The organism is Demequina mangrovi (genome assembly GCF_000759715.1).
Lineage (GTDB): Bacteria > Actinomycetota > Actinomycetes > Actinomycetales > Demequinaceae > Demequina > Demequina mangrovi.
In genome coordinates this window covers 125,486-137,387 of the sequence record NZ_BBLU01000005.1, presented here as the reverse complement: position 1 = coordinate 137,387, position 11,902 = coordinate 125,486, and the positions used below count along the sequence as shown (strand labels likewise).

The following is an 11,902-nucleotide window of genomic DNA, read 5'->3' as shown; positions in this document are numbered from 1 at the left end:
CTCCCGAGGAGGGCACATGGCCGGACCGACCCTGATCGAGGGCGGGCACGTCGTCACGATGAACGCCGCCGGCGCGGAGCTCACCCGCGGGTGGATCACGGTCCGCGGCGGGCGCATCGTCGACGTCGGCGAGGGTGCGGCCCCCTCCGAGGTGCGCGACGCCTTCCCCGACGTCATCGACGCGCGCGGCGCGCTCGTCACGCCCGGGCTGGTCAACACGCACCACCACCTCTACCAGTGGCTCACGCGCGGCTGGGCGCAGGACTCGATCCTGTTCGACTGGCTGGTCGCGCTGTACCCGACGTGGTCGCGCATCGATGCCGACACCGCGGGTGCCGCCGCGGCCGGCGCCATGGCGGTGCTCGCCCGCTCGGGCTGCACCACCGTCGGCGACCACCACTACATCTTCCCGCAGGGGTCGGGCGACATCGTCGGATCGATCGTGCACGAGGCGTCCGAGCTGGGCCTCCGCCTCCACGCGACGCGCGGCAGCATGGACCTGGGCGAGTCCGACGGCGGCCTCCCGCCGGACTTCGCGGTCGAGACCACGGCCGATGCCCTGAGCGCCTCGGCGGAGGCCGTCACCCGGTATCACGACGCGTCCTTCGACTCGATGGTCCGCGTCGCGATCGCTCCGTGCTCGCCGTTCTCCGTCACGAGCGACCTGCTGCGAGAGGCCGCGACCCTCGCGCGCGACCTGCACGTGCGGCTCCACACCCATGGCGCCGAGACGGTCGAGGAGGAGGCGTTCTGCCGCGAGCGCTTCGGGATGAGCCCCACCGACTATCTCGAGTCGCTCGGCTGGCTGGGCTCCGACGTGTGGATGGCGCATTGCGTCCACCTCTCGCCCGAGGACGTCGCGCGCTTCGCCGCGACCGGCACGGGCGTGGCCCACTGCCCGTCCTCGAACGCGCGCCTCGCCGCCGGGATCGCCCCGGTGCGCGGGCTGGTCGACGCCGGCGCCCCGGTGGGCCTCGGGGTCGACGGCGCCGCCTCGAACGAGCACGGCCGGCTCGGGTCGGAGATCCGCCAGGCCTCGCTGCTGTCCCGGCTGCGCGACGGTGCGACGGCGATGCCGGTCCGCGACGCGCTGCGCCTCGCGACGATGGGCGGGGCACGCGTGCTCGGGCGGGAGAAGGAGATCGGCTCGCTCGAACCGGGCAAGCTCGCGGACATCGTGCTGTGGGAGCTCGGAGAGGTCGAGCACGCGGGCATCGCGGACCCCGTGGCCGCGCTGGGCCTCGGCTCGCTGCCGACGGTGCGGCGCATGCTGGTGCAGGGGAACGATGTGGTGGTCGACGGGCGGCTCGCGCGCGGAGACGAGCGGGCGATCGTCGGCCGGGTCACGGAGGCTGCGGCGCTCCTGCGCGGTTGACCGCGGGCCACCCGGGGACATCCCGCACGCGCCCTCACGACCGAGCGGCATCGGAGCTGGCGGAAGGAGCCGTCGCGGTGCGCGGCGCCGACGGGTTCGAGTCGCCGTCCGCGCACATTTCACGCACGAACGAGCACCGCCGTGCGCCGAAAGCCGAACGCCGAACGCCGAACGCCGCACACTGGATTCCGCCCGCCGGATTCCGGCCGCCGGATTGGACCGAACCGTCGTGCGTGAAATGTGCGAGGAGTCGTGCATGCATCGGTCCGTGCCCGGCCGACACGCCGCCGACACGGCGTCGCCGCCACGCCCGCGCGCTGCGGGCTACCGCACCTGCTGCTTCACCACGAGCAGCCGGTACGGCCGCTCGGACCACCACCGGTGCGCGACCCCGCCCGCGTAGTAGACGGAGTCGCCGGCCGGCAGCGTGTGCACCTTCCCGTCGACCTCGACCTGAGGCGAGCCCGCGACGACGTACACGAACTCGTCCTCGGCGTGCACGAAGGTCTCTCCCGGCTCGACGGCGTCCGACTCGACCAGGATCGGCGTGAAGGGACGCGCGCCGCGGGCGAGCGAGACCGCCTCCCCGCGCGCGAAGCCCTCCGGCGTGGGCCGGCGCGACCCCGCGCGCACCACCTCGATGCGACGCGGCGACGCGCCCTCCCCCGGCTCGGCCGCAGCGACCAGCTCGACCGGGCTGGTCTCGAGCGCCACCGCGATGCGTCGCAGCGACTGCAGCGAGAGGTTGGCGAGGCCACGCTCGACCTGGCTGAGGAACGGATGCGACAACCCGGTCGCGTCCGCCAGCTGGACGAGCGTGAGCCTCCGCGCCTTCCGCAGCTCGCGCAGGCGCGTCCCCAACCTCGCGGCGGCCTCGTCGGGCTCGCCGCCGGCCGCGGTCACGCCTAGACCCGCTTCTCCGGATGCATGCCCATGCGCGCCAGCACCGTGCTCTCGAGGATCGCCACGAGGTTGTAGAGCACCAGCGAGACGCCCGTCACCACGACCACGGACGCCCACAGCTCGTCGAACTTCGCCGAGGTCGCGTAGCCGTTGATCACGCCGCCGATGCCGCCGCCGGTCGCGAGCCACTCGGCGAGCAGCGCACCGGTGATGGCGCCCGGAACGGACACGCGCACCGCCGCGAAGAACGCCGGCAGCGAGGCCGGGAGCGCCACGGTGGTGAGCTGCTTGAGCGGGCTGCCGCCGTAGACCTCGACCACCTCGAGCATCTGCGTCGAGGCCTGCTTGAGGCCGAACGCGATGTTGACGAGCGCCGGGAACAGCACGACGATGCCGCCCATGACCGCGACGGTCATGAACTCGCGTCCGAAGATCATGATGATCACCGGCGCGAACGCGATGAGCGGCACCGAGCGGAGCAGGAGCGCGAGCGGCATGACCGCGTGCTCGAAGCCCTGCGACAGCCGGAAGCCGATCGCGCCCGCGAGCGCGAGCAGCAGTCCGGCGACGAAGCCGATGGTCGCGTCGCGCAGGGTGACGGCGAGGTTGGTGGCGATCTCGGCACGGTTCTCGGCCGCGTCCTCCTCGACGAAGAGGAAGCTCCACACGTCGGCGGGCCCCTTCGCGACGTACGGCGAGAGGTCCGAGGCCCAGAGGACCACCTGCCACATCACCACGACGCTCACGAGCGTGAGCCCGAAGACCAGCAGGGACGAGCCCAGGGACTTCAGGGTCGCGCGCCGCGCCTGGCGACGGACCTGCTGGGCGAGCTCCGCGACCTGAGGCCCGGGCTGCTGAGGCTGCTGCGTGACGGCCATCAGGCTGCCGCTCCCTTCGCCCAGGGCGTGGACATGCGCGTGAGCAGACCCACGGCGAGGTAGAGGACCAGCGCGACCGCGCCCGAGGCGAGCGCGATGCCCCACACGCGGGGCGAGTTGAGCGACTGCTGTGCGATCACCATCGCGGGGCCGATGCCCGTCTCGACCTTGCCGAAGTACTCGCCGAGCACCGCGCCGAGGAAGGCCGCGGGCACCGCGATCTGCAGCGCCGTGAGCACGGCGGGCAGGGCCGCGACCACGCGCACCTTGCGCAGCTGCGTCCACGCGTTGCCGCCGTAGACGGAGACCACGTCGAGGCTCGCCTTGTCCGCCGCGTGGAGGCCCAGGAGCGAGCCGACGACGGTGGTGAAGAACACGCTGAGCGCCGCGATGAAGATCGCGGTGCCGGAGGGCTCACCCTTGGCCGGCACCTCGAAGATCAGCACCAGCAGCGGGCCGATGGCGACGATGGGGACGCAGTACGAGATCACCGCGAGCTGCGTGACGGCGCCCTCGAGGCGCGGGATCACCATGACGAGCGCCGCGAGGATCAGCGCGATGCCGTTGCCCCACAGGTAGCCCTGGACGGCCTCGTTGAGCGTGACCGAGAAGTGCGTGACGTAGAAGTCGAAGCCCACGTTGCCGTACTCGGAGACCACCTGGGGCGGCGACGGGATCGCCTTGGTGTCGCCCGAGCCCACGTTCGCGAAGACCGTGACGGACAGGATCCACCACGCGGCGACGAGGCCGACCGCGCTCACGGCGGCCGTGGCCCACGGCGGGAGGCGGCGGCCCATCAGTGGTCCTCGGTGGCCGCGCCGCCCGCGCCGAACAGCAGCTCCGAGGCCTGGTCCACGTACGCGTGGAACTCCGGGCTGCGCTGGATGTCCGGGGTACGGGGACGCGGGAGGTCGATCTGCATGACCTCCTTGACGCGTCCGGGGCGCGGGCTCATGACGGCGACCTGGTCCGCGAGGAAGATCGCCTCGGAGATGCCGTGCGTCACCAGCAGCGTGGTCGCGGGCTTGGCCGCGAGGATGCGCATGAGCTCGAGGTTGAGGCGCTGACGGGTCATGTCGTCGAGCGCGCCGAAGGGCTCGTCGAGCAGCAGCACCGAGGGCTTGAGCACCAGCGCACGCGCGATCGACACGCGCTGGCGCATGCCGCCCGAGAGCTGCGCGGGCTTGGCCTTCTCGAAGCCCTTGAGCCCCACGAGCTCGATGAGCTCCTCGATGTAGTCGTCGTCGACGGGCTTGCCGGCGACCTCGAAGGGAAGCTTGATGTTGGCGTACACCGAGCGCCACGGCAGCAGCGCGGAGTCCTGGAACGCGATGCCCAGCTCGTTGTAGGCGCGCAGATCCTTCGGGGACCGGCCGTCGACGCGGGTGCTGCCGCTCGTCGGCTCCTCGAGACCCGCGAGGATGCGCAGGATGGTCGACTTGCCGCACCCCGACGGACCGAGCAGCGCGAGGAACGAGCCGCGGTCGGTGTGGAGGTTCGCGTCCTGGAGCGCGGTGACGGTCTTCTTCCCGGAGGTGAAGACCTTGTTGAGGCCCGTGATCTGCAGGCCGGTGCCCGGGGCGGACTCGCCCCGGGCACCGGTCTCGGTGACGTCGGTCACTGGTTCAGATCAACCTGCGTAGGCGACGAGCTCGGGGTGCTCCTCGTAGACCTCGGCCAGGAGGCTGAGGTCGAAGAGGTCCGCGGGCTCGAGCTCGATGCCGGCACCGGCGAGCGACTCGATGGTCGACGCCTGGAGCGCGTCGGAGATGGTGAAGAGGCCGGCCGAAGCGGTCTCGTCCGAGACCACGAGGTCCTCCGCCTGCGCGATCGCGCCGGCGATGGAGTTCTCGGGGTTGAGCTCGAGGTCGGCACCGTAGACCTCGTACGCGAGGCGGGCGCCCTCCTCCGGGTCGTTGACGGCGTCGGTCCAGCCCTTGATCTCGGCGACGAGGAAGGCCTTGAGCTTCTCGCGGTCCTCGGCGATCGCCTGGTCGGTGACGGTGAAGGTCTCCGCGACGAACGGCAGGCCGTTGTCCGCGAACGGCAGGTTCACGGTGTCGTAGCCGGCGGCCTCGACCGTGATCGACTCGTTGGTGAGGTAGGCGATGAAGCCGTCGACCTCGCCGTTGGTGAGCGGCGCCGGGTCGTACTGGACCGGCACGATCTCGAGGTCGTCCTCGGTGAGGCCGTTCGCCGCGAGCAGCGCCATGAACAGCGCGGTGTTGGAGTCCTGGACGCCGATCTTCTTGCCGACCATGTCCTCGGCGGTGACGATGTTGCCGCCGTCGGCCAGCGAGAGGACCGTGAAGGGGTTCTTCTGGTAGGTGGTGCCGATGATCTTGAGCGGCGCCTCCTCGGCGGCGACGGCCGAACCGATCGAGACCGCGTCCGAGAGCGCGACGTCGGTCGAGCCCGAGAGGAGCTCCGCGACACCGGTCGACGGGCCGGGGGTCAGGGTGACGGCGTCGAAGCCCGCCTCGGTGTAGTAGCCGTTCGTGTCCGCGAAGAACTCTCCCGAGAACTCCTCGTTCTTGATCCACGACAGCTGGACCGCGAGGTCACCGTACTCAGGCGCCTCCATGGCCACGTCGTCGGAGCTGCCCGACTCCGAGGCCGCGGGCTCGGAGTCCGACGAGCAGGCCGCGAGCGCGAGCGCCGCGACGCCCGCGAGACCGGCGACGGCCGCGCGACGGCTCGCCTTGCCACTGATGAAACGCATGTGTTCTCCCTTTGGAATCGACGCACGATCGACCGGGAAGACAGGTGGTGGGGTCGCCTCCCGCGGTATCCGGGCACACTCCCGGCACGTCGCCGACGACGTTATGGAATGTAGATTTCATGAACATGCGTCGTTGTGTTTCGCCCTCGTAAATTCAGGGTTCCGTGACACAACCGTGACTTTCGTCCGTGGCAGACTCGCCGGAAGTCGGCTCGGAAGGGAGGCGTCATGGACCTCATGACGGTCACCGGATACCGCCGCGCCACCACCCGCGCGGACCTCGCGCTCGCCCCCGGCGAGCGCTTCCTCGCGGGCGGCACGTGGCTGTTCTCGGAGCCCAACCGCGACGTCACGGGCCTCGTCGACCTCCAGGGCATGGGCTGGCCGCGGCTCGAGGTGAGCCGCGACGGACTCGCCATCGGCGCGACGTGCACCATCGCCGACCTGCTCGCGCTGCCGCCCCACGTCGGGTGGGCCGCGCAGCCGCTGTTCGCCGAGGCCGCGAACGCGCTCCTCGCGAGCTTCAAGATCTGGAACGAGGCGACGGTGGTCGGCAACATCTGCCGCTCGTACGCCGCGGCCGCGATGCTCGCGGCCTGCGTCACCCTCGACGCGGCCGCCGTGATCTGGACCGCCGACGGCGAGGAGCGCATCGTCCCCGTCGCGAGCCTGCCCACGGGGAACGGCACCACCACGCTCGGTCACGGCGACCTGGTCCGCGAGGTGCGCATCGGCGCCGACGCCCTGCGGGCCCGGACCGCGCTGCGGAAGGTCGCGCTGGCGGAGCTGGGACGCTCGGGCGCGGTGGTGACGGGCCGCGTCCACGAGGACGGGCGCACCGTCATCGTCGTCACGGCCGCCACGCTCACGCCGACGGTGCTGCGCTACGACGCTCCACCGACGCCCACCGAGGCGCGGGACGATGCGCGCGCGGCCGACGGCTTCTACACCGACGCGCTCGGCGCGGAGGACTGGCGCCGGCACGTCGCGGGCGTGCTCGCGGCCGAGGTGGCAGAGGAGCTCGCATGAGGATGGACGTCGACGGCGCCGAGGTCCACGGCGAGCCCGCACCCGGCCAGTGCCTGCGCACCTACCTGCGCGAGCACGGTCGCTTCGAGGTGAAGAAGGGCTGCGACGCGGGCGACTGCGGCGCGTGCACGGTGCTCGTCGACGGCAGCCCCGTGCACTCGTGCCTCTACCCCGCGCAGCGGGCCGAGGGTCGGGAGGTCACCACCGCGGGCGGGCTCGCGCCGGGCGAGGAGCCGCACCCCGTGCAGGACTCCTTCGCCCGCCACTTCGCGTTCCAGTGCGGCTTCTGCACGCCCGGCATGACGGTCACCGCGTCGACACTGACCGAGGACGACCTGCCCGACCTCGACCGCCGCCTCAAGGGCAACCTGTGCCGCTGCACCGGGTACCGACCCATCCGCGAGGCGGTGGAGCACGCGGTCCGCGGCTGCGGCGGGGGCTGCCTCGGCTGCCCTGCGTCGGACGGCGCCACCGGGGACGATGCGTCGGCGGAGGCGGGCACGAGCGCGCGGCCCCCCGCGGCGGACCGCGTGGTGCAGGGCCGCGAGCCGTACACGTTCGACACCGACGTGCCGGGCCTCACCCACCTCAGGGTGCTCGGCAGCCCGCACGCCCACGCGCGCATCGTCTCCATCGACGCGACCGCGGCGCTCGCCATCCCCGGCGTGCACGCCGTGCTCACCCACGAGGACGCCCCCGCGACGCGCTTCTCGACCGCGCGTCACGACAACCGCATGGACGACCCCCGCGACACCCGGATCCTCGACTCGGTCCTGCGGTTCCGGGGCCAGCGGGTCGCGGCCGTCGTCGCGGACACCCCCGCGCTGGCCGAGGCGGGCTGCGCGGCGATCGTGGTCGAGTACGAGGTGCTGCCGGCGGTCCTCGACCCCGAGGAGGCCCGCTCCCCCGGCGCGCCGCTGGTCCATCCCGACCGCACGCCCGAGGACGGCGTCGCCGAGGCGTCGCGCAACGTGATCGCCTCGTGGAAGGGCGGCTACGGCGACGTCGACGCGGGGCTCGCGAGCGCCGCTGCCGTCGCGACGGGCACCTGGTCCAACGCGCGCGTGAGCCACGCGCAGCTCGAGACGCACGGCGCACTGGGATGGATCGACGAGGAGGGGCGGCTCACGCTGCGCACCAGCTCGCAGGTCCCGTTCCTGGTCCGCGACGAGCTCGCCGTGATCCTCGACCGCGACCCGGAGTCGGTGCGCGTCTTCACCGCCCGGGTGGGCGGCGGCTTCGGCGGCAAGCAGGAGATCTTCGCGGAGGACATCGTGGGGCTCGCGGTGCTGCGCACCGGCCGGCCCGTCGCGTACGAGATGACCCGCGAGGAGGAGTTCACGCGCACCGCGACCCGGCACCCCTTCCGCGTGACCGCGACGCTCGGCGCCTCCGCGAACGGGAGGCTCACCGCGATGGACATCCAGGTGCTGAGCAACACGGGCGCGTACGGCAACCACGCGATCGGCGTGATGTTCCACGGCTGCGCCGAGTCGCTCGAGGCCTACCGCTCCCCCGCCAAGCGCCTCGACGCCGAGGTGGTCTACACGCACACCACCCCCTCGGGCGCGTTCCGCGGCTACGGGCTGGGCCAGGTGATCTTCGCGGTCGAGTCCGCGCTGGACGATCTCGCGCTCGAGCTGGGCATCGACCCCTTCGAGCTGCGCCGCATCAACGCGGTAAAGGACGGCGACAAGCTCGGCGTCACCGAGCGGCGGCATCAGGACGACCTCATCTTCGGCTCGTACGGGCTCGACCAGTGCCTCGACCTGGCGGAGGAGGCGCTGCGCCGCGGCAACGGCGTCGAGGCGCCCGACGGCTGGGCCGTGGGCGAGGGCATGGCGCTCAGCATGATCGCGACCATCCCACCGCGCGGGCACCACGCGACCGCCTCGGTCACCGCCTTCCCGGACGGCAGCGCGCTGGTCGCGGCCGGCACGGTCGAGTTCGGCAACGGCACCCACACCGTCCTCACGCAGATCGCGGCCTCGGCGCTGGGGCTGTCTCCCGACGCCGTGCGGCTGCGCACCTCCGACACGGACGCGACCACGTACGACACCGGCGCCTTCGGCTCGACGGGCATCACGGTGGCGGGCAAGGCGGTGCACGCCGCCGCGCTCGCGCTGCGCGAGCTGCTCGACGACGGGACGGAGATCCCCGAGGGCGGCCTCACGGCGCACGGCGAGACCGACGGCAAGGTCCGCTCGCTCGCCTTCAACGTGCAGGCCTTCCGCGTCGCGGTCGACGTCGAGACCGGCGCGGTGCGGATCCTCCAGTCGATCCAGTCCGCGGACGCCGGCGTGGTGCTCAACCCCGCGCAGTGCCGCGGCCAGATCGAGGGCGGCGTGGCGCAGGGCATCGGCTCCGCGCTGTACGAGGAGGTGCTCATCGGCGATCAGGGCTCGCCGACGAATCCCGCCTTCCGCGTCTACCGCGTCCCGCAGATCTCGGACGTCCCGGAGACCGAGGTGTACTTCGCCGAGACCTCCGACTCGCTGGGCCCGCTCGGCGCGAAGTCCATGTCGGAGTCGCCGTACAACCCGGTCGCGCCCGCGCTGGCGAACGCGATCCGCCGCGCCATCGGTGTGCGGCCCATGGAGCTGCCGATGACCCGCGACCGCGTGTGGCGCCTCGCCGCGTCAGCCACGCCCGCCACCTCCACCACCCCGGCTCGGGACGCTCAGTACCGGTCCGGAGGCGGATCCGAGCCCTCCCGGGACGCTCAGGTCCGGTGAATATGCCCGTCCAGCTCGCTCAGCCGCCGACCCGTGCCCCCGGCACGCTCCGCGATCACCTCCGCGAGGATCGCGACGGCGGTCTCCGCGGGCGAGGACCCGCCCAGATCGAGCCCGATGGGCGAGCGCAGCCGTGCCAGCGCATCGTCCCCCACGCCGGCCTCACGCAGGCGGGCGAGCCGACGCTCGTGAGCGACGCGCGAGCCCATCGCGCCGACGTAGGCAGCCCGCGACGCGAGCGCGACCTCGAGCGCGGGGACGTCGACGCGGTCGTCGTGGGTGAGGACGCAGATCACGGTCGACTCCTCGATCTCGAAGGAGCGCAGGAAGGCGTCGGGCCACGCGACGTGGACCTCGTGCGCCGCGGGGACGCGCTCGGCGGTCGCGAACACGGGACGCGGATCGACCACGACGACGCGGTAGCCCAGGGCGTCGCCTGCGGCCGCGAGGGCCGGGGTGAAGTCGACCGCGCCCACGATGACGAGCCTCGGTGCGCGCTCCCGGACGATGCGCCGCCCGCCGGGCAGCGTCATCGTCACCTCGCCGTCCGCGAGCGAGGCCTCGAGGGCCGCGATGAGCTCCCGGTCGCCGGGCCCGATGCGGAAGGCCAGGACGTCCACCGCGCCGCCGCACGCGAGACCGGGGCGGAGCAGGTCTCCCTCGCCGCCGAGCGTCTCGGTCACGGGCTCGGGGGCGCCGAGGCACGCGAGCGCGAGCTCGTAGGCCTCGGACTCGATGCAGCCGCCGGAGATCGCGCCGAGCGCGCGGCCGTCGGACGTCACCGCCATCGCGGAGCCCGGCGCGCGGGGCGTCGAGCCGTGGACCGCCGTCACCACGACGACGCCGAGCGCGCCCCCTTCGTGGAGCACCCCCAGCGCCTCGCGCGCGATCTCGAACACGCCCGACAGTCTTGCACCCCACCCGGAGGGAAGAGATGAGCCACGACCTTGTCATCCGCGCCGCGCGCGCCGTGCTGCCGACCGGGGAGGTGCCCGCCGCGGTCTTCGTCAGCGGTGGCCGCATCGCGGGCGTCGGCCCGGTGGACTCCCCCGCCCCCGGGATCGCCGAGGTCGTGCTCGCCCCGGACGAGGTGCTCCTCCCCGGCGTGGTCGACACCCACGTGCACGTCAACGAGCCGGGTCGCACCGAGTGGGAGGGCTTCGACTCAGCCACGCGCGCCGCCCGCGCCGGCGGGGTGACCACGCTCATCGACATGCCCCTCAACTCGATCCCGCCGACGGTCTCCGTCGACGCCCTCGCCGTGAAGCAGGAGGCCGCCGCGGGCAAGACGCACGTCAACGTCGGGTTCTGGGGCGGCGCCGTGCCGGAGAACTTCGGGACGATGCGGGAGCTGTGGGACGCGGGCGTATTCGGCTTCAAATGCTTCCTCGCGCCGAGCGGCGTCGACGAGTTCGGTCACTTCAACGGCGGCCAGCTGCTGCGGGCGATGGAGGAGATCGCAGGCTTCGACGGGCGGCTCATCGTGCACGCCGAGGACCCCGAGGTGCTCGACGCGTACGACGTCGCGCCGGGCCGCGACTTCGGGGCGTTCATGGCGACGCGCCCGCAGGCGGCGGAGACGAGCGCGATCGCGACGGTCATCCATGCGATGCGCGAGACCGGGGCGCGGGCGCACATCCTGCACCTGTCAGCCGCGGCCGCGCTGCCGATGATCGCCGACGCGAAGGCCGAGGGGCTGCCGCTCACCGTCGAGACCTGCCCGCACTACCTCACGTTCGACGCGGCGCACGTGCCCGAGGGCGCGACCCAGTACAAGTGCTGCCCGCCCATCCGCTCGGAGGAGAACCGCGAGCGGCTGTGGGAGGCGCTCGCCGAGGGGCTGATCGACTTCGTCGCCTCGGACCACTCGCCCGCGACCGCGGACCTCAAGCTCGCCGGCGACGGCGACTTCGGCGCCGCCTGGGGCGGCATCGCGGGGCTGCAGACCTCGCTCGCGGCGGTGTGGACCGGCGCGCGGCTGCGCGGCTACTCGCTCGCGCACGTCATGCAGTGGATGTCGACGCGTCCCGCCGCGTGGGCGGGGCTTGGCGGGAAGGGCGCGATCGAGGCGGGACGCGACGCGGACCTCGTCGCATTCGCGGCGGACGTGCCGTGGGAGGTCCATGCGACGGAGCTCGCCCACAAGAACCCCGTGAGCGCGTACGACGGCGCCGCGCTCGCCGGACGGGTCCGGCGGGTCTGGCTCGGCGGCTCCGAGGACGCCGAGGGGGTCATGGTCCCGCGGCCCTAGACCCGCCGC

The 11,902-nt window shown here is 72.9% G+C and carries 10 protein-coding genes; 4 read left to right on the top strand and 6 right to left on the bottom strand.

All coding sequences use genetic code 11. The features are described from left to right. Nucleotides 1–16 precede the first annotated feature (16 nt). Nucleotides 17–1,375 (top strand): 8-oxoguanine deaminase, encoded by a 1,359-nt coding sequence (locus tag TR42_RS06300; protein ID WP_042214093.1) that lies wholly within the window; start codon nt 17–19, stop codon nt 1,373–1,375. A gap of 324 nt (nt 1,376–1,699) precedes the next feature. Here TR42_RS06300 and TR42_RS06295 read toward each other — a convergent pair whose 3' ends face one another. Genes TR42_RS06295 through TR42_RS06275 form a run of 5 tightly spaced genes read right to left on the bottom strand, consistent with a single transcriptional unit; the run spans nt 1,700 to nt 5,878 of the window. Continuing rightward, nucleotides 1,700–2,278, bottom strand: a complete 579-nt coding sequence (locus TR42_RS06295) for a helix-turn-helix domain-containing protein (protein ID WP_042214092.1) — start codon at nt 2,276–2,278, stop codon at nt 1,700–1,702. Between the two features lie 2 nt (nt 2,279–2,280). Beyond that, entirely contained in the window at nt 2,281–3,156 is an 876-nt protein-coding gene (locus TR42_RS06290; protein WP_042214090.1) for an ABC transporter permease, read from the bottom strand. Further along, entirely contained in the window at nt 3,156–3,953 is a 798-nt protein-coding gene (locus TR42_RS06285) for an ABC transporter permease (RefSeq protein WP_042214088.1), read from the bottom strand. The genes TR42_RS06290 and TR42_RS06285 overlap by 1 nt, the downstream gene beginning before the upstream one ends. After that, a complete protein-coding gene (locus TR42_RS06280) occupies nt 3,953–4,777 on the bottom strand; it encodes an ABC transporter ATP-binding protein (protein WP_042214086.1) in 825 nt (274 codons plus the stop codon). Before TR42_RS06280 ends, TR42_RS06285 begins: the two co-directional genes overlap by 1 nt. A gap of 9 nt (nt 4,778–4,786) precedes the next feature. Next, a complete protein-coding gene (locus tag TR42_RS06275; protein WP_042214085.1) occupies nt 4,787–5,878 on the bottom strand; it encodes an ABC transporter substrate-binding protein in 1,092 nt (363 codons plus the stop codon). A gap of 228 nt (nt 5,879–6,106) precedes the next feature. Between TR42_RS06275 and TR42_RS06270 the strand changes: the two genes are divergently transcribed. Next, the gene (locus tag TR42_RS06270; RefSeq protein ID WP_042214083.1) at nt 6,107–6,907 is read left to right on the top strand and encodes an FAD binding domain-containing protein; all 801 of its coding nucleotides are present in this window, start codon (nt 6,107–6,109) and stop codon (nt 6,905–6,907) included. Continuing rightward, on the top strand, nt 6,904–9,642 hold the full coding sequence (locus tag TR42_RS06265) for a molybdopterin-dependent oxidoreductase (RefSeq protein WP_081953215.1): 2,739 nt from the start codon (nt 6,904–6,906) through the stop codon (nt 9,640–9,642). The genes TR42_RS06270 and TR42_RS06265 overlap by 4 nt, the downstream gene beginning before the upstream one ends. Here TR42_RS06265 and TR42_RS06260 read toward each other — a convergent pair. Beyond that, nucleotides 9,630–10,541 carry an XdhC family protein gene (locus TR42_RS06260; RefSeq protein ID WP_042214081.1) on the bottom strand — a complete coding sequence of 304 codons (912 nt, stop codon included), beginning with the start codon at nt 10,539–10,541 and terminating at the stop codon, nt 9,630–9,632. The genes TR42_RS06265 and TR42_RS06260 overlap by 13 nt on opposite strands. A 35-nt stretch (nt 10,542–10,576) precedes the next feature. On the opposite strand from TR42_RS06260, the gene allB reads away from it, so the two are divergent. After that, nucleotides 10,577–11,893 carry an allantoinase AllB gene (gene allB, locus TR42_RS06255; protein ID WP_042214079.1) on the top strand — a complete coding sequence of 439 codons (1,317 nt, stop codon included), beginning with the start codon at nt 10,577–10,579 and terminating at the stop codon, nt 11,891–11,893. The last annotated feature ends 9 nt before the right edge of the window (nt 11,894–11,902 follow it).